At 33.1% G+C, this 20,957-nt stretch carries 21 protein-coding genes; 11 read left to right on the forward strand and 10 right to left on the reverse strand.

Features of this window, described 5'->3' with window-relative positions; translation table 11 throughout:
• Nucleotides 1–293, reverse strand: a 293-nt coding sequence (locus ACN0QX_RS07265) for a two-component regulator propeller domain-containing protein (protein ID WP_417196043.1), incomplete at its 3' end; no start/stop codon positions are given.
• Nucleotides 294–481: 188 nt separating this feature from the next.
• Between ACN0QX_RS07265 and ACN0QX_RS07270 the strand changes: the two genes are divergently transcribed.
• Complete coding sequence (locus tag ACN0QX_RS07270; protein WP_417196121.1) at nt 482–1,183, forward strand: class I SAM-dependent methyltransferase; 702 nt, start codon at nt 482–484, stop codon at nt 1,181–1,183.
• A gap of 78 nt (nt 1,184–1,261) precedes the next feature.
• Here the strand turns inward: ACN0QX_RS07270 and ACN0QX_RS07275 are convergent, their stop codons facing one another.
• From ACN0QX_RS07275 to ACN0QX_RS07310, 8 genes are all read right to left on the reverse strand, one after another.
• A complete protein-coding gene (locus tag ACN0QX_RS07275) occupies nt 1,262–1,840 on the reverse strand; it encodes an MliC family protein (protein ID WP_417196044.1) in 579 nt (192 codons plus the stop codon).
• 156 nt (nt 1,841–1,996) lie between these two features.
• Complete coding sequence (locus ACN0QX_RS07280) at nt 1,997–2,773, reverse strand: LytR/AlgR family response regulator transcription factor (protein ID WP_417196045.1); 777 nt, start codon at nt 2,771–2,773, stop codon at nt 1,997–1,999.
• Nucleotides 2,766–3,812 (reverse strand): sensor histidine kinase, encoded by a 1,047-nt coding sequence (locus ACN0QX_RS07285; protein ID WP_417196046.1) that lies wholly within the window; start codon nt 3,810–3,812, stop codon nt 2,766–2,768. The genes ACN0QX_RS07280 and ACN0QX_RS07285 overlap by 8 nt, the downstream gene beginning before the upstream one ends.
• 69 nt (nt 3,813–3,881) lie before the next feature.
• Nucleotides 3,882–4,619, reverse strand: coding sequence for a hypothetical protein (locus ACN0QX_RS07290; protein ID WP_417196047.1), 738 nt, complete (start codon nt 4,617–4,619; stop codon nt 3,882–3,884).
• A gap of 255 nt (nt 4,620–4,874) precedes the next feature.
• A complete protein-coding gene (lpdA, locus tag ACN0QX_RS07295) occupies nt 4,875–6,275 on the reverse strand; it encodes a dihydrolipoyl dehydrogenase (RefSeq protein WP_417196048.1) in 1,401 nt (466 codons plus the stop codon).
• A 231-nt stretch (nt 6,276–6,506) separates the two neighbouring features.
• A complete protein-coding gene (locus tag ACN0QX_RS07300; protein ID WP_417196049.1) occupies nt 6,507–7,277 on the reverse strand; it encodes a response regulator transcription factor in 771 nt (256 codons plus the stop codon).
• Nucleotides 7,278–7,334: 57 nt separating this feature from the next.
• Nucleotides 7,335–8,930 carry a S41 family peptidase gene (locus ACN0QX_RS07305; protein WP_417196050.1) on the reverse strand — a complete coding sequence of 532 codons (1,596 nt, stop codon included), beginning with the start codon at nt 8,928–8,930 and terminating at the stop codon, nt 7,335–7,337.
• A gap of 226 nt (nt 8,931–9,156) precedes the next feature.
• On the reverse strand, nt 9,157–9,615 hold the full coding sequence (locus tag ACN0QX_RS07310; protein ID WP_417196051.1) for an Lrp/AsnC family transcriptional regulator: 459 nt from the start codon (nt 9,613–9,615) through the stop codon (nt 9,157–9,159).
• A gap of 169 nt (nt 9,616–9,784) precedes the next feature.
• Between ACN0QX_RS07310 and ACN0QX_RS07315 the strand changes: the two genes are divergently transcribed.
• The 5 genes from ACN0QX_RS07315 (at nt 9,785) to ACN0QX_RS07335 (ending at nt 14,083) form a co-directional block, all read left to right on the forward strand.
• Entirely contained in the window at nt 9,785–10,984 is a 1,200-nt protein-coding gene (locus ACN0QX_RS07315; RefSeq protein WP_417196052.1) for an aminotransferase class I/II-fold pyridoxal phosphate-dependent enzyme, read from the forward strand.
• Nucleotides 10,985–11,150: 166 nt separating this feature from the next.
• Nucleotides 11,151–12,623, forward strand: coding sequence for a Na+/H+ antiporter NhaC (nhaC, locus tag ACN0QX_RS07320; RefSeq protein ID WP_248400042.1), 1,473 nt, complete (start codon nt 11,151–11,153; stop codon nt 12,621–12,623).
• A gap of 141 nt (nt 12,624–12,764) precedes the next feature.
• Nucleotides 12,765–13,403: a peroxiredoxin gene (locus tag ACN0QX_RS07325; RefSeq protein ID WP_248400043.1), complete on the forward strand. Its 639-nt coding sequence runs from the start codon at nt 12,765–12,767 to the stop codon at nt 13,401–13,403.
• 107 nt (nt 13,404–13,510) lie between these two features.
• Nucleotides 13,511–13,819 (forward strand): thioredoxin family protein, encoded by a 309-nt coding sequence (locus ACN0QX_RS07330; protein ID WP_248400045.1) that lies wholly within the window; start codon nt 13,511–13,513, stop codon nt 13,817–13,819.
• 6 nt (nt 13,820–13,825) lie between these two features.
• Nucleotides 13,826–14,083, forward strand: coding sequence for a DUF6952 family protein (locus ACN0QX_RS07335; protein WP_066249974.1), 258 nt, complete (start codon nt 13,826–13,828; stop codon nt 14,081–14,083).
• 90 nt (nt 14,084–14,173) lie between these two features.
• Here the strand turns inward: ACN0QX_RS07335 and ACN0QX_RS07340 are convergent, their stop codons facing one another.
• Entirely contained in the window at nt 14,174–14,752 is a 579-nt protein-coding gene (locus ACN0QX_RS07340) for a fasciclin domain-containing protein (protein ID WP_371922417.1), read from the reverse strand.
• A 183-nt stretch (nt 14,753–14,935) separates the two neighbouring features.
• Between ACN0QX_RS07340 and tpx the strand changes: the two genes are divergently transcribed.
• The 5 genes from tpx to ACN0QX_RS07365 all read left to right on the forward strand — a co-directional run bounded on the left by tpx (nt 14,936) and on the right by ACN0QX_RS07365 (nt 20,942).
• Nucleotides 14,936–15,442, forward strand: a complete 507-nt coding sequence (tpx, locus tag ACN0QX_RS07345; RefSeq protein ID WP_417196053.1) for a thiol peroxidase — start codon at nt 14,936–14,938, stop codon at nt 15,440–15,442.
• Nucleotides 15,435–15,803 (forward strand): diacylglycerol kinase family protein, encoded by a 369-nt coding sequence (locus tag ACN0QX_RS07350; RefSeq protein WP_248400049.1) that lies wholly within the window; start codon nt 15,435–15,437, stop codon nt 15,801–15,803. The genes tpx and ACN0QX_RS07350 overlap by 8 nt, the downstream gene beginning before the upstream one ends.
• 128 nt (nt 15,804–15,931) lie before the next feature.
• Complete coding sequence (locus ACN0QX_RS07355) at nt 15,932–18,316, forward strand: DNA translocase FtsK (RefSeq protein WP_417196054.1); 2,385 nt, start codon at nt 15,932–15,934, stop codon at nt 18,314–18,316.
• Nucleotides 18,317–18,369: 53 nt separating this feature from the next.
• On the forward strand, nt 18,370–19,008 hold the full coding sequence (locus ACN0QX_RS07360) for a LolA family protein (protein ID WP_417196055.1): 639 nt from the start codon (nt 18,370–18,372) through the stop codon (nt 19,006–19,008).
• A 104-nt stretch (nt 19,009–19,112) separates the two neighbouring features.
• Complete coding sequence (locus ACN0QX_RS07365; protein ID WP_417196056.1) at nt 19,113–20,942, forward strand: LptF/LptG family permease; 1,830 nt, start codon at nt 19,113–19,115, stop codon at nt 20,940–20,942.
• Nucleotides 20,943–20,957 lie beyond the last annotated feature (15 nt).

The following is a 20,957-nucleotide window of genomic DNA, read 5'->3' on the forward strand; positions in this document are numbered from 1 at the left end:
TATTCTAAAGATTTTCCAGAAAAACGAATTACACCATCGCCATTTGTGCCAAACCACAAATTCCCTTTACTATCTTGAAAAATATTACGGACAAAATCGCTAATTCTGTTGGCTGGTGGTTCATTTATAAATGGTGCGCCATAATTTGGACTATTTATTTGACTAATGTTGGAATTTGAATGTTTCTGAGCATTTGATTTTGCAGATGTTTTAGTTTGTCCGTTACAAGCCGTTAACAGAAACGAGCTAAAAACAATTAGGCATATTTTTAATACTAGGTATATTTCTTTCATTTTTGGCGAATATTTTTCTTTTCAAATTTAATATGAAAGATTCCTTTATAGCAGTCTGAAATGTAAAAAATATGTCAAAAAAGTGTCTTAATGAAGTTTGAAAACCAATTAAATCCTAAATTCCATTTTCCTTCCTACCGATTTTAGTAATTTTCTATCCAGAATAAAAAAAACTTACCTAATAATTGATGAATCCTGAAAAGAACTCAAAAGAACATAAAAAACCATGGCCAACTAAAGCCGCCATGGAGCAGGTTTACACCATGAAACTTTGGGGAGGCAACACTGCTCATTATTATTCTGGTGATGGCTCTCACCTACCAGAATTGGTAAACCCGTATATAGAAGCGGTCACCACGTTTTTAAAATCGTTTGAAAACCCGTTGACAGTTGTGGATTTAGGTTGTGGTGATTTTAACATTGGAGACAGCTTGGTACAACATACGAAGAAATATATAGCAGTAGATATTGTACCTGATTTAATAAAACATAACATAGAAAAATTTAAAACAGCAAATTTAGAATTCTACTGTTTGGATTTAGCTAAAGACGCCTTACCACAAGGAGATTGCGCCATTTTGCGCCAGGTACTTCAACATATATCCAATACTGAAGTGCTGGAAATCATCAAGAAACTGCACGCGTATAAATACGTTATAGTAACAGAGCATATTCCAAAAGAACCTTTTATTCCGAATAAAGATATTATTTCCGGACAAGGCATTCGGTTAAAAAAACAAAGTGGAATCCATTTACTAGAACCACCTTTTAATTGGATCGTGAAAAACGAAAGACAACTTTTGTCTATACCTTTGGCCCATGGCAAAGGATTAATAGTTACAACGCTATATGAAGTTTTTAAAGCCAGGCTCAGGTTTCCTGCCAAATAATAAAAAACCATATCCGTTAAGACATGGTTTTAATAATCCGTTTTCTATAGGCTAATATTCAGATATAAATAATGTGTTTTAATTTTCAAACACTACGTTGCCATCTTTAGTCAGCGTTAAATTCTCACCTTTTCCTCTTAATTCATAGTGGTTATTTTTATACCAAATTCCAGAGGCCGGTTTTTCACCTGTTAATTCTATTTGTTCGCCGCCATTTACATACACCTTTACAGTATTGGCAGTATTATTAAAGGTCATATCCAGGATATCACCATCTTTATTTTTAATTGAATAAATAACAATATTATCTTCATGCTTAAAAATAACGTCGCCATCTTTTTTCAGTTCAAGATCATTTCCTTTACCTCTTAATTCGTAACTTTCATTCTTATACCAAATTCCCGAAGCGGCTTTTTCTTGCCTTAACGTTACCGTTTCACCTTTGAAATTAAAGGTTACAGTTCCTTCTGAATTATTAAATATTAATTGTAATGTTTGTCCTTCATTATTGGTTGATGATGTTTCTACAATATCATCCTGTGTATTAGTTACAATTTCGGTGGTTGATGATTCTGCTTGATTTTGCTTTGGAGTTTCTTTACAAGCATTTAAAAATAGGGTTGCTACTACGCCAAGGGCTAAAAAATTCTTTGTCATTTTGAGGGTTCGTTTTTAAAATTAATTTTGTTTACAAGTATTGAGCAAAAAGTTTGCCATATGTATCAACTTAAACACTTATTATGATGCTAAATTTTATAAACTCTCTTTTGGTGGGTAATTAGTATAAGTGCGTTGTTAACAAAACGTTTTAAATTACAAATCTAACCAGTTATTAAAATCACTTGTTTTACTTTGGCTAGTTTTTAACGTTTTCTGTCCAGCATTTAGGTGGATGGAAAGCGTGTTTTTATTATATCTTTTAATTTTATTAATATATTGACGTTGCACACTTTCACTACGATTAATACGGAAAAATTTTTGTGGATCTAAAAATACTTCTATTTCTTTTAGTGTAGCTTGAGGCATAACATGACGTTTATTCATGGTATCAAAGGCACATATAATTCCGTTGTCTGCTTGAAAATAAACAATGCTCTCTGTTTTTAAAAAATATGTTTCACTTGCCATTTTTATGGCAAACTGATTTTTATAGGATTTAGAAACCGATTGGTTATTTTTTAACAACTGATGGATGGTTTCCATTAACTGATTATTGTTTACAGGATTGGTTTTATGTAATCGAATAAACTTATTCCACGCCTTTGAAAATCGTTCCAAAGAATAGGGTTTTAAAAGATATTCGATGCCGTTGGCTTCAAACGCATTAATTAAAAACGCGTTATAGGCGGTTGCGAAAATTATGGGGCAATTTAATGTTATAGTATTATACACCTCAAAAATATTACCATCTCTTAATTGGATGTCTGAAAAAATAATATCAATTTCCAGAGCTTGCTTTAGGAATGTTTTTGTATCCTCTACCGTTTCCAATTCCGCGACTATGGTATAAGCTCCACAGACTTCCGCGATAAACCGTTTTAGCTTTTTTCGAGCAGGTGCTTCATCTTCAATTATTAAAATTTTATACATCTTGGTTACTGTTTATAAAAGGTAGTGTTACTTTAAAATGGGTATCACTAGAGTCTATGCTGATATTTTTATCACTTAAAAGATTAAACTGTGTTGCAAGATTTTTTAAGGCTCTACCACCTGTTTTCTTTTGGTATTTTTTTGGTATACTATTATTACTTACAATAATTTTATCTGAAATAGAAATAGTTATAAAAACGGGTGTTTTGTCAAGACCTAAATTATGCTCAATAGCATTTTCAACTAAAACCTGTAAACAGAACGGTGGTACAAAAACGTGAGGTATTTGATGTTCGTTTTCTATTTCTAAATGATAATATCCCAAATATTTATGTGCCATTAACTCAAAGTAATTTTTAGCAAATTGTATTTCATCCTGTAAGGGGACTAATTTTTTTTCAGAGGTTATCAGAGAATACCGATACAGTTCTGAAAAATGATGTAAAAATGCACTGGCTTTGGCAGGATCTTCTTCAATTAATTCATCTAAAGTATTTAAATTATTGAATAAAAAGTGGGGATTTAGTTGTGCTTTTAATTGCTGAATAGCACTACTAGAAAGTGCCTGATTGTATTTTGTAATTTCCGTTTTAAACTTGTTGTTTTCATTATAGAATAAATACGCTAAATAAATACTACCAAATAAAGTAAATTCTACCATTCGCGACACATTATTTAAAAGTAAGGTGTGTGTATTAAAGTTTCTTACAATGGTATTGAAAAGCGCTGCAATAACAAGACTAAATACGTTAGAAATAATGAGATATAATATAAATGAAACACTAAAGTAAATAAGATATGTTTTAGCTGTGTGAATCTTTAAATCATGCTTTCTTTGGATATAGCTTATGGTTATTTTGATAAGAATCATAATAACAAAAACGGCTAAAAACTGCGCGATGGGTGCGTCTGGCTTTAGCACATTTAAGATATCCGTCTCCACTTTAATTCTAGAATCAATTATTAATAAGTAACTGATAAAAAAAATAAATATCGTGAAATAGCGGTCTATATCTAAAAAGTTAAATAGTCTTTTCATTGCTGCAAAATAAGATATATCCTTGAAAGAATTAATAATCATTTCATGGATATTCTGTTCTAGATTGATTTATTGAGGCCACGAATTAATGATTTCTCCATTCTCATCAAATACAACCAACTTTACTTGATTATGTTTATCAATACTAAATTGGGCTCTTGGGGTTCCATGGTCATCAAATAAAAACAGGCCGTTATTTTCACTTGGGGTTTTGCCCAGCAAAATTCTGGTGGTAGAACCCATTAAGTTTTGGTCTTTATAGGCTTGGTACTTTTTTCTACGTTCTTCTGGATTTTTTATAGCTTTTAGTTCTTCGCCAATTCGCATAGTTTCTAATTGGGATTCATTTTCTGCCCGATCATTAAACGCTAACATGCTAGAAACAATTCGTTTATCGTCTCTTTTACTATCAGTTGTTATTAATTGCATAACTTGATCACCATCATATTGGTCGTAAGTTAAAGAAAGGCCTGCGCTGTGTCCGTTATCATTTTTCGTTCCGTCATAAATAAAACCACCACATTCTATGCCGTCTTCATTAAAAAAAAGCATGCCCGAGCGTTTTTTACGTTCATGATACACGCGACTATTGATGGAATCACCAAAAGACGGAAAATGTTCTGTATTAGTTATAAGCATTTTAACGGTTCCATCCTTTTCTATAATATTTATGCGTTCTACATCAATAGTTCCAAACCTTTTATTGCTATTTGTATTAAAACTATATATACTTGCTATTACCATGACACCAACCACAGCGAGCGCAAAAGTTCTTAAGAATACTAATTCACGATTTAAATTTTTCATTGTCTTTGTTTTCGTTAATAATTAATTTGTGGCAATAGTAGTCCTAATTGCTAATTTCAGAAACAACAAAACAATAAACACAGGAATAAATTAAACGCATTAAGGAAATAAACCAGTAATTAAAATAGGAATGCTTGTAATGCGTGTACTATTAGTGTTATTTATAAAGAATAGTAAAATTAAATCAAAAAAAACCACTTCAATTGAGAAGTGGTTTTGTAATATTTAAATCCAATTTAATGGAATTTAGTGTTATTATACATGCAAAGCACGATTGTCTGTTGCTGCTAAAGCGGCTTCTTTAACGGCTTCTGCAAATGTTGGGTGTGCGTGAGACATGCGAGAAATATCTTCAGCTGATGCTCTGTATTCCATAGCAACTACAGCTTCAGCAACTAAATCGGCTGCACGCGCACCTACCATATGAAACCCTAAAATTTCATCTGTTGATTTATCGGCTAAAATTTTAACAAACCCGTCTAAATCCATACTCGCTCTACTTCTACCTAATGCACGCATTGGAAATTGCCCGACTTTATATTCTACTCCAGCTTCTTTTAGTTGCTCTTCTGTTTGACCAACAGCTGCAACTTCCGGCCATGTATAAACAACACCTGGAATTAAGTTATAATCGATATGTGGCTTTTGTCCAGCAATAGTTTCAGCAACAAATACGCCTTCTTCTTCCGCTTTATGGGCTAACATAGCGCCTTTAATAACATCGCCAATGGCATAAATGTTTTTGGTAGCTGTTTGTAAGTGATCATTAACTTCTACTTGACCTTTATCATTTAATTTTACACCAGCAGCTTCCGCATTTAATCCATCCGTATACGGACGACGACCAACTGACACTAAACAATAATCACCTTTAAACTCTACTTCTTCTCCTTTTTTGTTGTCCGCTTTTACAATGATTTCATCACCCTTACGTTCAACAGATTTTACTTTATGTGAGGTGTTGATTTTGAATTTTTGTTTCTTCAACACTTTATTTAATTCTTTAGAAAGTCCTGAATCCATTGTCGGAATAATACGATCCATGTATTCTATTACAGAAACTTCAGCACCTAAACGCTTGTAAACTTGACCTAACTCTAATCCAATAACACCGCCTCCAATAACAATCATGTGTTTTGGAATCTCCTTAAGCTTTAGCGCTTCAGTAGATGTTATAATACGCTCTTTATCAATATTTATGAATGGCAAACTTGAAGGTTTACTTCCAGTGGCAATAATAGTATTCTTCGCTTCAATTTCCGTTTCTTTTTCACCTGAAATCGTAATATGAGTGGCGTCTTTAAAGCTTCCTAATCCTTGGTAAACATCAATATTATTCTTCTTCATCAAGAAATCTATACCACCTGTTGTTGTATCTACAACTGCCTGCTTACGGGCAATCATTTGTTTTAAATTCACTTTAATTTCACCAGGAATATCTATACCATGTTCTTCAAAATGCTTGACTGCATCTTCGTAATGATGAGACGAATCTAAAAGCGCTTTACTTGGAATACACCCAACATTTAGGCATGTTCCTCCAAGGGTTGAATATTTTTCTATAATAGCAGTTTTCAATCCTAATTGCGCGCAACGAATAGCTGCTACATAACCTCCAGGACCAGAGCCAATAATGGCTACATCGTATGAATTCATATAAATATTTTTTTTCAAGTTGTATTAATACAAGAACAAAAATACAAATGTTTTATGGGAAGGCAATAAAAAAAATACAGGATAATAAGCGCCATCAAAATAAGTGTAAAAAAAAAGGGCAAAACTAACAATTTTGTTAGATTGCCCTAAATATAAGGTATCACCCTCAAATAATAGCATTACAAAAATGGTGTAATATTTCAGGTTTTGCAATACTCAATTTGAGTAATTTTACAGAAAATTCGTGTTCATTTTTAACATACCTATCAGCTCTCCTGTTGATGAAATGTTAAGTTTCTTTAAAATATTTCTTCGGTGTGTATCTACTGTATTAGGACTAATATTCAATAAATCAGCTATTTCCTTACTTGAATTATGCAAGGTTAATAATCGTATCACATCGCGCTCCCGATTACTTAAACCATCTGTTAATAGTTTTTGGGAATAATTATTAAAATATTTGGTTTCATATTCGTTGTTTTCATTGAGTAATTTGGCTGTAACCGTAATTGGCATTTGTATATTTATATCCATAACGGTGTAATGCGCTAATCCTATTATTGGTTTCATTTCCGCATCAAACTCTAAAGGTGTGGTGTTTTGAATTATGTTTACATATTCGTCCTGCGCATTTTTTAAGCGGTAATTCCATGTATAGCTCATTTGGTATCTGTGGTTTACCGGGATTTCAGCTAAAGTAAATTCCATTAAATCGTTTAAACCTCTTAACCAAAGTTCAATATCTTCTGGGTGAATGCGACTCCAAAAATTTCGCATACCTTCCTTTAGCAAGACATTTTTTTCCAAGCCTAGACAGGCCGTCATGTTTTTACTAACAAATTCAAAGGTTAAATCTTGGGTGTTTGTTATGCAGAAAAAGGTAGAACTGTATGGCAAATACACATCTAATTCCATGATTTTTTTAATATGCGTGCCTAATTCAGGGTGTGCATAAGACATGAAAATATCATGATAAATCTTTTTGATGTTTTTATAAAGCATCTATTTGGTATAAAAGTGTTTTTTGAAAAAAAATTCGCAATAAAGTTACATAAAAATCTATGGTTTCTCTTTCTCTACATGATTTAAAATCCATTCCAGCTCGGGATCACGTTCATGTAAAACATCATTCCAAGTTGGAACAATTGGAATATCCGGCTTAATACCATATCCATCTGGCTCTACTTTAAAAGGCGCATCAATTTGCATTAAACCAATGCGTACACGAACCTTACTATTTGGTAATTTATAAATTTTAAATAAACCCGCAACGGTTCCATTATAAGCACCTCCCGTTTCTTCACCAACAAATGTGGCTAAATTATGACCTTGAATATTAGTAGACAATATGGATGATGCCGAAAAAGAATTCCCATTAATAAGCACATATAAATTACCTTTAAAATTATCCGGAAATGGGGATTGCATTTTGGCATATTTAAATTTATAATAAATAGCATCATCAACCTTTTTGGTTTTTATTAAGTTATGGGTTACAATAACAGGTGAAAAAACGGCTCCAATTATCTTTAACATTAAAGGGCTACCATTGCTCATGGTGTACACCATAAATGGCACACGACTAGTTACCTCACTTTCATTAATAAACTGATAATCTTCTTGCGCCAAATAGCGGAATAAATAAGCAATTTCTTCTATTCGACCACCGCCATTATCTCGTAAATCCAAAACGAGATTCGGTGTATTTAATGAATCTAATTGGGCAAAACTCTGTTTATAGAATTTTTTATAATTCCCATTTCCAAAAGCTCTTATTTTCATAACGGCAACAGAACTATCTATTCCCTTAAAATTGAAATTACGCGTGTATTTGCCGTCTGAACCTTCAGAACCATATATTCGATCTTGTTTTCGCTTTTCTTTTGCTTTCTGCTTTCTAATTAATTTTTCTGCTTTAGTCAGTTGGGCTACTTTAATTGAATCAGCTTCCTGTTTTAATGAATCTATTGTGTGTGAAGTTGAATCTTTTGGAATGCGTCGGAAAACTTTCGTGTATAATGAATCTTGTTTATTGAAGGTTACGGATAAGCTATCTAAAAATCCTTTATCGCGTGCATACAATCTTTGAAATGCACGGCCCAATTGCCTATCCATCAACGTGGTATTAAAGCCATCAGAAGCATATTGTGTTTGATATTTCTGGATTAACGCGTTGGCAGATTCATTTTCAATCTGAACCACTTCACTTCCAATTAATAATGAATCTGATTTGGATCCTGACACCCATAATTGTTTGTCCATATAATTAAAATCTAAATCGTAAAACTCAAACCGTTCCTTCATTAAAACCTTACGTTCTTTTTTAGTGAATTGCATTTGAGGTGGCATAACCGAAATATGACCTTGACGCACTTCCATTAAAATAGGTGCTAATTGTTCATAAAAATCATGACTACTTAATGGTTGTGTGATACTGGTTTTTAGGCTATCAAATTTAAAATCTAACGCTTCTTTAGAAATATACTGATATAGGCGGGGATGATGTTTTTGCAGTTGATTATAAACCGCATCTACGTCCTCTCTCAATTCATCTGCATCATGCAAACTACTTACAACGGCGTTATTTTTTTTAACGCTTCCGCAGGATTGGACAATTATTATTACTACTAGAAACCACAGATATTGATATTTCATAAAGTTATATATGCTAGATATTGAACAACGAAATACGCAGTTATTTTTAAAAAATAAAAATAGATTACCAAAAATAACTAATTACCCCTTCCGGAATTTGATGGAATTCAGTCGTTCGCCTGGGTTTTATGGTTAAAAAACGAAAACCTACAAACAAGAATTGTAGCAAAAAGGTATACTAAATTCAATTTTACCTAATTCAAAATGTTTTTATCAGGCCGGCAAATTAAATCATAATGGCTGTAGTATGTTTTACTTCATTAATAACAAACATACTGTGGGTGCTACCAATATGATTAATAGATGTTAGTTTTTTAACCATAAACTCCCTAAAATCTTCCATATCCCGAACCATTACTTTTAATAAATAATCGTAATCTCCACTAATATGATAGCATTCAGAAATTTCTTCTAAATTGGCAACTTCACGCTCAAATTTCACAATGTTATTCTGTGTATGCTGAACAAGTTTAATATGACAAAAGGCAACAAAACTCCGATCCACCTTATTCTTATCCAACAAGGCCACATATTGCGCAATAACACCTTCGCGTTCTAACTTTCTAATCCGCTCGTAAACAGCTGTAACAGATAAATTTAACCTGTTAGATAACATTTTGTTGGTCTGCTTCGCATCTTCTTGAAGAAATTGTAATAACTTTAAATCTATGAGATCGAAATTCATAATAATTGAAAATTTTTCGTTTAAAAAACAATATTAACCAAATTAGACGTGATAAAAACTATTATTCATGTTTTTTATAGATTTATAATCTAAATATAAAGATATCTATTGATAGATAATCTAATATTAACGATTTTTACTGTATTATTAATTAATAAATTTTCACACTATGGCATTCAAACCAGCAAATAATATTCAAGATTTACAATATTTTGGTGAATTTGGAGGAGTAAACCCTTCTATTTCAGATTCATCAACCTACACTTTTTTATCGGCTAAAACCATGTTTGACACCTTTGAGGGTAATGCAGATGGCTGTTATTTGTATTCAAGACATTCTACGCCTTCAAACTTATATCTCGGCGAAGCTTTAGCAGCCATGGAAGGAACGGAGACTGCAAATGTTACCGCTTCAGGAATGGGAGCCATAACACCAGTCATAATGCAGCTTTGTGGCGCTGGCGATCATGTCGTTTCTAGTCGCACCATTTATGGAGGAACGTATGCCTTTTTAAAGAATTTTGCACCTAGACTTAACATAACAACGACTTTTGTAGATATTACAAAATTAGAAGTGGTTGAAGCTGCCATTACGAAAAACACAAAAATTTTATACTGCGAATCTGTTAGTAACCCGCTCTTGGAAGTGGCTGATATTTCAGGTTTAGCAAAGTTGGCTAAAAAGCACAATTTAAAATTGGTGGTAGATAATACGTTTTCGCCCTTATCTGTTTCACCTGTGCAATTGGGAGCTGATATCGTGATTCACAGTTTAACTAAATTCATAAATGGATCTAGTGATACGGTTGGTGGTGTAATTTGTGGTACACAAGAATTCATAAACGATTTACGAAGTGTCAACGATGGCGCCTGTATGTTATTAGGCTCTACTATGGACAGTTTAAGAGCCGCTTCTATATTAAAAAACCTACGCACATTGCACATTAGAATGCAGCAACATAGTTTAAATGCGACCTATTTAGCAGAAAAATTTGAAGCTGATGGATTAAAAACCGTGTATCCAGGTTTAGCTTCTCATCCAAGTCATGAATTATTTAAAAGCATGATGAATGAAAAATATGGATATGGTGGCATGCTAACTGTAGATGTTGGTTCTTTAGAAAAAGCAAATGCATTAATGGAATTAATGCAAGAAAAAAATTTAGGATATCTAGCTGTTAGTCTAGGGTTTTACAAAACCTTATTCTCGGCTCCAGGTAGTTCTACTTCATCGGAAATACCGGAAGATGAACAAAAAGAAATGGGCTTAAGTGATGGTTTAATTCGTTTTTCTATTGGATTGGATGCAGACATTGAGCGCACCTATAAAACTATGCGTTCTTGCATGGAGTCTCTTGATATATTATAGTAAGCCTAAATTACAAGTAAATTAAGGAGTTCGTTTAAGCGTGCTCCTTTTTTATTTTTAAAAACAAGGTCATTCCTTTCACCATATTAGCTTAAGCGACAATTAGTATTTGCATACTTTATCTGAAAATCGTAACATTACAATCCTAACGAAACTAACAACCAATATGCAGGACGATAAAAACCTATCAGATATTGATATTGAAGACCAAACAATTATTGAGAATAAAGAATTAAGTATCTGGGAAGCGTTAATTCCTGTGGTTATTTTAATGCTAATGCTGGCTTACAACATCTTTCTTGCAGATGGTGAAGCTTTAGGAGAATATTCCAATCAGTTTATTTTACTATTAGGTGCGGCTGTGGCTGCCATCGTTGGATTTTTTAATAAAGTCCGCTTTCAAATCATGATGAAAGAGGTCTGGGAAAACTTGCGCAGCGTATTTGTACCCATAATGATTTTGTTTTTAGTTGGCGCTTTAGCCGGAACGTGGTTGGTAAGTGGTGTTATTCCGGCCATGGTATATTATGGTCTACAAGTTTTAAGTCCGTCAATATTTTTACCGGCTTCTGTTATTATTTGTGCGGTTATTTCCATTGCAACAGGTAGTTCTTGGACCACTTCTGCAACGGTAGGTATTGCCTTAATTGGAATTGGAAGCGCTTTAGGAATTCCTACAGGCATGATTGCTGGTGCCGCTATTTCTGGCGCATATTTTGGCGATAAAATGTCGCCATTGAGTGATACCACTAACCTAGCTCCTGCCATGGCTGGAACGGATTTATTTACACATATTAGGTATATGGCGTTAACAACTATTCCTACGATTATAATTACATTAATAGCCTTTTCGGTAATGAGTATGACTATTGATACCACAGGAACTGCCGATTTAAGTAGTCTTTTAATAAGTATTGAAAACACGTTTAATATTACACCAATGTTATTTATTGTACCATTAGTGGTAATAGCTTTAATTCTTTTAAAAACAAAGCCACTTATTGCTCTTGGTGTTGGTGTTATATTGGCAGCCGTTTTCGCTTTTATTTTCCAACCCGCTATTTTAGATAGTTTAGGAGATTCTAAATTAGGCGCCACCGTTAATGCCATATTAACAGACACGCAAATTGTAACCGATAACGAAAAACTAAACGACTTATTTGCTGCAGGCGGCATGAAAGGCATGATTTGGACCATTCTTCTAATTTGCTGCGCCATGTTTTTTGGTGGCATTATGGATGCTATAGGCGCTTTGGCAAGAATTACTAAAGTACTCTTGTCTTTTGCTACAACGGTTTTCGGATTATTTGCAAGTACCGTTATCAGTTGTTTAGGATTAAATACTATAGCCAGTGATCAATATTTAGCCATTGTTATTCCTGGTAAAATGTTTAAGCAAGCGTACAAAGATAAAGGATTAGCTCCTGAAAATTTGAGTAGAACCTTGGAAGATTCTGGAACGGTAACGTCCGTATTAATTCCTTGGAATACCTGTGGCGCTTATCAAAGTAGTGTTTTAGGTGTTTCTGTTGCTGATTATTTTGTGTATGCCATCTTCAATTGGTTAAGTCCTTTTATGACCTTAACTTACGCGGCATTAAATATTAAAATTAAACAACTAACGAGCAACACTAAATAAGCATAAACTATCACTTTCTAACTTTACCATAAATTTAAGCTATACTTCAATAAAGAATTAAGATTTCATTTCGACTGAAATACTATGACTTGTTCTTATATTTGTCATTAAGAAAATTAATAACAATTAAAATATAAAAACATGGCATTTGTAGGAAAAAAATTCCCAGATTTAAACGTTGACGCAATGAATGAAATGGGCGACACTTTTAAAGTGAACGTTCTTGAAGAAGCAGTAAACAACAAGAAAAAAGTAGTATTATTCTGGTATCCTAAAGATTTTACCTTTGTATGTCCAACGGAGTTACATGCATTCCAAGCAGCAATGAAGGAATTCGAAAAACGTAATACAATAGTTATTGGCGCATCATGTGATACTCCTGAAGTACATTTTGCTTGGTTAAGCACAGCAAAAGATAATGGTGGTATAGAAGGTGTAACCTATCCAATCCTTGCTGATAGTAATAGAAACTTATCTAGCGTTTTAGGAATTTTAGATATTACCAACGAAATTTTTGATGAAGAGACAGGAACTGTTCAAGTTGAAGGCGATAATGTAACGTATAGAGCTACCTATATTATTGATGAAGATGGTATTGTACAGCACGAAAGCATCAACAACATGCCATTAGGTAGAAATGTTGGTGAATATATTCGTTTGATAGACGCCTTAACACACGTTCAAGAAAAAGGTGAAGTTTGTCCAGCAAACTGGGAAGAAGGAAAAGACGCTATGCAAGCTAACGCGAAAGGAACTGCTGCATATTTAGCATCTCACTAATTTAGATTTTTCAACTTCACACGAAGAACTTCAATACAACCTATATTAAACATCTAATTAAGTCCTTCCAATACGGAAGGACTTAAATAGCTAAAACTTTTAAAACTATGGTACAGGAATTAGAACAAGATAATTTACAGGATATCATTAATAATAATGATACAGTAGTTGTACAGTATTCAGCTACTTGGTGTGGAAACTGCCGCATTATGAAGCCTAAATTCAAGAAATTAGCAACAGAGCATGAAGGTGTTACTTTTGTGATGGCTGATGCTGAAAAATTTCCTGAAAGTAGAAAATTAGCAACTGTTGATAATTTACCAACCTTTGCGACTTTTAAAAAAGGGGAATTTGTTGGTCAAGAACAAACCAATAAATTCGACGCTTTAAAAGAACTTGTTGATAACGTAATCTAGATTAGTATGAAACTACCTATTATAAAACATTTAACACAGTTTATTGAAGAGAATGACGAGGATTATGTTCTTGAAACTATTGAAACTTTAGAAGCCTTAACGGAAGTATCATCATTAAAAGATGAAGAGCTAGATGTTATTGGCGAACTAATTTCTAACATGTATGGTGCTATTGAAGTGAATAAAATGATGAAAGATGGCACACCACAAAAAGAAGCTTTAAATAGCTTTATGAAACGCGTGCTTGGTTCTATTGACAAGTAATTGACATATTAAATCAACACAAAAAGGCCACTAAAATATAATTTTAGTGGCCTTTTTTAATTCAAATAAAATTAGGGACTAATTATAGTCTTACGACTTTGGTAATAATACGGCATCAACGACATGAATAACACCATTAGATTGGTTAACATCGGCAATCGTTACCAAAGCAGAGTTTCCATTCTCATCCGTAACATACACAGCTTTTCCTTTCATCCAAGCTGTTAATGTTCCACCACTTAAGGTTGTAATTTGCGCTTTACCATTACCCTTTTTAATGGCTTTCATAATATCTGAAGCATTCCATTTTCCAGAAGCAACATGATATTTTAAAATGGTTTGTAACATCATTTTGTTTTCCATCTTCAGTAAATTATCTACGGTTCCTTTTGGTAACTTATCAAAGGCACTATTGGTTGGAGCAAAAACGGTAAACGGACCTTCACTTGATAAAGCATCAACTAAATCTGCAGCTTTAACGGCTGCAACTAGCGTGGTATGATCTTTAGAATTCACAGCATTCTCAATAATGTTTTTTGTAGGATACATTTCGGCGCCACCAACCATTTTAGTCTCCTGTTTCATCATGTTGCTTTGAGCACTCATATTTAAAGACATTACAAATGTTAATAGACATGTTGCTACTGTTACTAATTTCAAATTTTTCATATTGGTAATTTTTAAGTTATTAATTTGTTTATACCCTACTAACGTAATTATCTAGGTTGCGGTTTTTATTTATTTTTCGTTTAACGCATTATTAACATACAATAGAATAAAAAAACCTTATATTTTAGTAATGTTTCAGGGGAAATATCCCTATTTTTATAACAACTAAAATTTTAAAAAATTATGGCAACAGTAACCTTACATGGCGATGCAATTCAAACATCTGGATCACTTCCAAAAACGAACAGTAAAGCACCAGATTTCTCTTTAACCAACACCGATTTAGGAACTAACACATTAGCAGATTATAAAGGACAAAAATTAGTGTTAAATATATTTCCAAGCGTAGATACAGGTACGTGTGCAGCTTCAGTCAGACAATTTAACCAAGAGGCAAGCGAATTAGACAACACAAAAGTACTATGTATTTCTAGAGATTTACCATTTGCTTTAGCTCGTTTTTGTGCGGCGGAAGGATTGGACAATGTGGTATCGCTTTCAGATTTCAAAGATAGAAGCTTTGGAAAAAATTATGGCGTGGCTTTTACATCTGGACCATTAGAAACGTTACTTTCAAGATCAGTAGTAGTTATTGATGAAAAGGGACAAGTAGTTTATACGGAACAGGTTCAAGAAACGGTTGATGAACCAAACTATAAAGCAGCTTTGGAGGCTTTAATGGATGCCTAAAAAAGATTCATTTTTAATTAATAGATTAAAAAGCGTTACATATGCTTTTAAAGGCGCTTTTATATTAGTTTCCACAGAAGCTAGTATAAAAGTGCAACTTTGTATTGGTATTATCATGACAGTTGCGGGTTTTTATTTTGAAATCTCAACAACCGAATGGCTAATTCAAATAGGAACTATTGGTTTAATTATGGCTTTAGAGGGTATAAATACAGCCATCGAAGAAATAGCAAATTTTATACATCCAGAATATCATAAAAAGATAGGACTCATTAAAGATATAGCCGCAGGCGCTGTTTTTATTTTTGCTATAACGGCAATAATCATAGGATGTATCATATATATTCCAAAGATTTTTTAAATACATTTAGCTTTAGGATTAACGCGAACTATTTGTATTTTTGTGACCATCTGATGTCACATCAATTTGAACCTAAATTTTCAGAATTAATTACACAATAACCTTTTTCTGTTTTACGGAAAGTATATATGGCCAAAAAGAAAACAAAAGCAACAAAAGCGACGAAACCCAAGTTCAAAGCGCCTAGTTTTAAACTATCCAATCAACAAAAGTTGGTATTTGGCAGTTTTTTAATTCTTTCAGGTCTTTTACTTTTTATTGCTTTTGTGTCGTACTTTTTTACAGGGCAAAACGACCAGAGTACGCTTTCAGAATTTGGTAATAAAGCTATTGAATCTCAAAATTGGCTTAATAAAACAGGTGCTTGGGTTAGTGATTTTTTTATCCATCGTGGCTTTGGTGTGGCTTCATTTATTTTTGCAGGTCTTATTTTCCTATCAGGTGTTTTCGTTCTTACCAATGGCAACCGCTCTAAACTTCGCAAACATTGGTTTTGGGGCACTTTAATTGTTGTTTGGCTTTCTATAATTTTTGGGTTTTTCGCTGAAAAATGGAGCTCTTTAGGAGGAACAGTCGGTTTTGAAATAAATACCTATTTGCAAATCTATTTAGGAAAAATTGGAACCATACTTCTACTCGTTTTTGGTTTAATATTCTATTTAGCCATTCGGTTTAGATTGACTTTTGATAACATTAAAAACGCTTTTAAATCCGTTAAAAAGGACATTAACGCCAATATAAAGGATAGTCAGACAGCTGATGATCCATTGGTTCCTTTGGATAACGATTTGTCAGCGGAAGCGGAAGATATTAAATCTGCTTTCGATTTAACTGTAGAAAAAAACGAATCAGAGGCTCCAATTACACCGCCAACAAAGAAACCAGAACCTAAACTTGTAGCAAAAGTCGATACGGAAGAGCCTGAAATGCAGATTGAAGTTGAAACGGTTGAAGAAGAACTTTCGGAAACTGATAATTTAGCGAATAAATTGGTTGAAGATTTTGGCCAATTTGATCCGACTTTGGAGTTGAGTAATTACCAATTCCCATCATTAGACTTACTGAAAAAATACGATTCTGAAGGTATAACTATTAACCAAGAAGAATTAGAAGAAAATAAAAACCGCATTGTAGATACGCTAAATAACTATAAAATTGGTATTTCCAATATTAAAGCAACCATTGGACCAACAGTAACCTTGTATGAAATAATACCAGAAGCTGGAGTCCGAATTTCTAAAATTAAAAACCTAGAAGATGATATTGCTTTATCGCTTTCCGCTTTAGGAATTAGAATTATTGCGCCAATTCCAGGAAAAGGAACTATTGGTATTGAAGTTCCAAATAAAAATTCTACTATCGTTTCTATGCGTTCGGTTATTGCCTCGCAGAAATTTCAGAAATCGGAAATGCAATTGCCAATTGCTTTAGGTAAAACGATTAGTAATGAAACTTTTGTGGTAGATTTAGCCAAGATGCCTCACCTGCTAATGGCTGGTGCAACAGGGCAAGGTAAATCGGTTGGATTAAATGCGGTATTAACATCACTACTCTACAAGAAGCATCCTGCGGAAGTAAAATTTGTATTGGTAGACCCGAAGAAGGTTGAATTGACGCTTTTCAATAAAATTGAACGTCATTATTTAGCCAAACTACCAGATAGTGAAGAAGCCATAATTACAGATAATACCAAAGTAATTAATACACTTAACTCATTGTGTATTGAAATGGACAACCGTTATGAATTATTAAAAAATGCGTTGTGTAGAAACATTGCCGAATATAATGCGAAATTTAAAGCGCGAAAATTAAATCCAAATGATGGCCATCAATTTTTACCCTATATCGTTTTGGTGGTGGATGAGTTTGCCGATTTAATCATGACAGCTGGTAAAGAAGTAGAAACCCCTATAGCACGATTGGCACAATTGGCACGAGCCATTGGAATACATTTAATTGTAGCCACCCAAAGACCTTCTGTAAACGTTATAACAGGTATTATTAAAGCAAATTTCCCAGCGAGGATTGCATTTAGAGTAACCAGTAAAATAGATTCTCGTACTATTTTAGACGGTTCTGGAGCTGATCAATTAATTGGACGTGGTGATATGCTTTTTACACAAGGAAACGAAATGATCCGTATTCAATGTGCCTTTGTTGATACACCGGAAGTGGAAAAAATTACCGATTTTATCGGTTCTCAAAAAGCATATCCAGAAGCTTACTTACTGCCAGAGTACGTTGGTGAGGAAAGTGGCACAAGTCTTGATGTAGACATAAGCGATCGGGATGTTTTGTTTAAAGATGCGGCAGAAATTATTGTCACAGCCCAACAAGGTTCCGCATCATTATTACAACGAAAATTAAAACTAGGATACAATCGTGCTGGTCGTTTAATAGATCAGTTGGAAGCAGCAGGAATTGTTGGTGGATTTGAAGGTAGTAAAGCCAGACAGGTTTTGGTACCAGATTTAGCAGCGTTAAATATGCTTTTAGAAAACGAAACATCTTAAAAATTAAATAACAAAAAAAGCGTAAAAATTAATAGCGCATAAATTTATTCGTAATGAAAAAACTATTAGTATTAGTATTAATCATGGTCACGTCTGTAACTTTTGCACAAGATAATGAGGCCAAAACTCTATTAAACAAGGTTTCTAAAAAAGTAAAAAGTTATGATAATATATCCATTGACTTTAAATATGCTTTAAGCAATGATGTAGAAAACTTAAAGCAAGAAACACGTGGTGATGTGGTTATTGCGGGCGATAAATACCGTTTAAATATACTAGGAATGACCCGCATCTACGATGGCAAAACACTTTATAGTATTAGCCCTGATGATGAAGAGGTAACCATTTCATCAAATAACACCGAAGATGAAAATAGTATTACCCCAAGTAAAATGTTGTCTTTTTACGAAACCGGATACTCTTACAAAATGGATATTCTTCAAAATGTACAAGGTCGGAAAATTCAATATGTAAAATTAACACCTAGTGATTCTGGTTCCGAAATTAAAAATATTCTTTTAGGTATAGATGCTCAAACCTATCACATTTACAATTTAATTGAAACAGGTAAAAATGGTACAAAAACTACTTTAACTGTTAATTCTTTTAAAACAAACGAGCCCTTATCAAAAACCTTATTTACCTTTGATGCTAACAAATATAAAGACCATTATATTAATAAGTTAGATTAGACTGGTTAACACTTTGCATTTCAAGAATTTAAACTTCATAATAAACCTTTAATAATCAGCCATTTTTAATTTCAAATTGGATAAATGAAGGAAACTATAACCGTGTGAAAATACTAGACCGTTACATACTTACTACGTATTTAAAAACCTTTTTCAGCGTGTTTATCATACTCATGCTAATTTTTGTATTACAAACCATTTGGCTTTATATAAAAGAATTAGCTGGTAAGGATTTGGACATGGTTGTCATTTTAAAGTTTCTATTTTACTTTACACCCAAACTTATCCCACTAGTATTACCACTAACTATTCTTCTATCTTCGATTATGGTTTTCGGTAGTTTTGCTGAAAACTATGAATTTGCCGCCATGAAATCCACTGGAATTTCGTTACAGCGCGCCATGACTGGCTTAAGTATTTTTATAGTAGGATTGGGCATTACCACCTTTTTATTTGCTAACAACGTTATACCTTGGGCTGAATTTAATTCACATAATCTTCGGAAAAACATTGCCACCTTAAAACCTGCTATGGTAATTGCCGAAGGTCAGTTTAATGATGTCATGGATTACAACATTAAAGTTGAAAAAAAATCAGGTGAAAATGGCAGGTATTTGAAAGGTGTGGTCATGCACAAGAAAAGCCAAAGAAATAATGCCAACAACACGATAATAGTTGCTAAAAATGGTGAACTTATAGGTGAAGAAGATTCTGATGTGTTACAATTTATTCTCTTTGATGGATATTTTTATGATGATACGCCATCCAAAAATCGTGCTGAAAGAAGTCGGCATCCCATGGTAATGAGTCATTTTGAAAAATATATTATTAATATCGATTTATCCCAATTAAATAGTAATGATTTAGACGAGAAAAATGTATCAGACAAGTACAATATGCTGAACATTTCTGATTTAAATTTTATGATAGACTCATTAGGGACTGCTTTAAACAATGATCATGAAGACTTTGCTATTAGTTTATACAACCGCTCCAACTTACCTGTATTAAACTCTGGGATTACAGTAACGAAAGGTATTGACTCATCTTTTAGCGGCAATGTTTTAGAATTATTTCCGGATAAGAAAAAAGTACAAATGCTAGATCAGGCATTAAATTCGTTAAAAAGTACCAAACAAATTGTAAATATTAAAACCAAATATTTTAAAGAGCGTAATGTTGAAATCAACAAACATTTTATTGCTCTTCATGAAAAATTAGCTTTAGGTTTTGCCTGTATTATCCTATTTTTTGTAGGAGCACCTTTAGGTGCTTTAATTAGAAAAGGTGGTATTGGATTGCCAATGATTATTGCTATCTTATTATTTTTAACTTATCACTTTATAGGAATTTTCGCAAAAAACAGCGCTAAAGATGGTAGTTTAAATCCAATTCTCGCTGCTTGGTTCTCTACGCTTGTTATGTTGCCTCTTGGCTACTATTTAACCAAACGCGCAACAGCAGATCGTGGTTTATTTGAATTTGATCATATTATTGAACCCATTAAGAAGCTATTAAAAATTCCAAACAAATCAGAAGAAAGTATAACAACACAAAAACCTCGAATTTCTTTAAGTTCTGAAGGCGACTTACAAGCTAAAGCGCGTTTAACAGATTATAGCATGCATGCTAAATTTAGTTTTGTTTTTTATTGCATTGCTATTGTACTATTTGTGCTTTATTTCGTGTTTCAAAATAATAAACTAGAAGAAATTGCGGCCATAATAATTCAAATAAGCGCTATTTCTGGTGTAATTTATACACTTTACTTTATCGTATCATATGTAAATATTTCAGGCTTATCAAAACGGATTGAAACATTCCACGTTTCTAAAAATCCAATTTTTATCATACTTGGTTTTATTATGTACCCCATTAGACATTTTTTACTGAAGAATAAAATAAATAAAGTCTTTTCACTTAATTCAAAATAAGCAATACCTTTGCTT

This window comes from Bizionia sp. (genome assembly GCF_048259285.1).
Taxonomy (GTDB): domain Bacteria; phylum Bacteroidota; class Bacteroidia; order Flavobacteriales; family Flavobacteriaceae; genus Algorimicrobium; species Algorimicrobium hallyeonense.

Excerpts from the sequence above, each read along its gene's own strand:
- ACN0QX_RS07300 (WP_417196049.1), bottom strand. The coding sequence starts at position 7,277 with ATGCTTTATAAAAACATCAAAAAGATTTATCATGATATTTTCATGTCT.
- ACN0QX_RS07290 (WP_417196047.1), bottom strand. The coding sequence starts at position 4,619 with ATGAAAAATTTAAATCGTGAATTAGTATTCTTAAGAACTTTTGCGCTC.
- nhaC (WP_248400042.1), top strand. The coding sequence starts at position 11,151 with ATGCAGGACGATAAAAACCTATCAGATATTGATATTGAAGACCAAACA.
- ACN0QX_RS07350 (WP_248400049.1), top strand. The coding sequence starts at position 15,435 with ATGCCTAAAAAAGATTCATTTTTAATTAATAGATTAAAAAGCGTTACA.
- ACN0QX_RS07335 (WP_066249974.1), top strand. The coding sequence starts at position 13,826 with ATGAAACTACCTATTATAAAACATTTAACACAGTTTATTGAAGAGAAT.
- ACN0QX_RS07275 (WP_417196044.1), bottom strand. The coding sequence starts at position 1,840 with ATGACAAAGAATTTTTTAGCCCTTGGCGTAGTAGCAACCCTATTTTTA.
- ACN0QX_RS07360 (WP_417196055.1), top strand. The coding sequence starts at position 18,370 with ATGAAAAAACTATTAGTATTAGTATTAATCATGGTCACGTCTGTAACT.
- ACN0QX_RS07340 (WP_371922417.1), bottom strand. The coding sequence starts at position 14,752 with ATGAAAAATTTGAAATTAGTAACAGTAGCAACATGTCTATTAACATTT.
- ACN0QX_RS07305 (WP_417196050.1), bottom strand. The coding sequence starts at position 8,930 with ATGAAATATCAATATCTGTGGTTTCTAGTAGTAATAATAATTGTCCAA.
- ACN0QX_RS07325 (WP_248400043.1), top strand. The coding sequence starts at position 12,765 with ATGGCATTTGTAGGAAAAAAATTCCCAGATTTAAACGTTGACGCAATG.
- ACN0QX_RS07310 (WP_417196051.1), bottom strand. The coding sequence starts at position 9,615 with ATGAATTTCGATCTCATAGATTTAAAGTTATTACAATTTCTTCAAGAA.
- tpx (WP_417196053.1), top strand. The coding sequence starts at position 14,936 with ATGGCAACAGTAACCTTACATGGCGATGCAATTCAAACATCTGGATCA.
- ACN0QX_RS07280 (WP_417196045.1), bottom strand. The coding sequence starts at position 2,773 with ATGTATAAAATTTTAATAATTGAAGATGAAGCACCTGCTCGAAAAAAG.
- lpdA (WP_417196048.1), bottom strand. The coding sequence starts at position 6,275 with ATGAATTCATACGATGTAGCCATTATTGGCTCTGGTCCTGGAGGTTAT.
- ACN0QX_RS07285 (WP_417196046.1), bottom strand. The coding sequence starts at position 3,812 with ATGAAAAGACTATTTAACTTTTTAGATATAGACCGCTATTTCACGATA.
- ACN0QX_RS07330 (WP_248400045.1), top strand. The coding sequence starts at position 13,511 with ATGGTACAGGAATTAGAACAAGATAATTTACAGGATATCATTAATAAT.
- ACN0QX_RS07355 (WP_417196054.1), top strand. The coding sequence starts at position 15,932 with ATGGCCAAAAAGAAAACAAAAGCAACAAAAGCGACGAAACCCAAGTTC.
- ACN0QX_RS07270 (WP_417196121.1), top strand. The coding sequence starts at position 482 with ATGAATCCTGAAAAGAACTCAAAAGAACATAAAAAACCATGGCCAACT.
- ACN0QX_RS07315 (WP_417196052.1), top strand. The coding sequence starts at position 9,785 with ATGGCATTCAAACCAGCAAATAATATTCAAGATTTACAATATTTTGGT.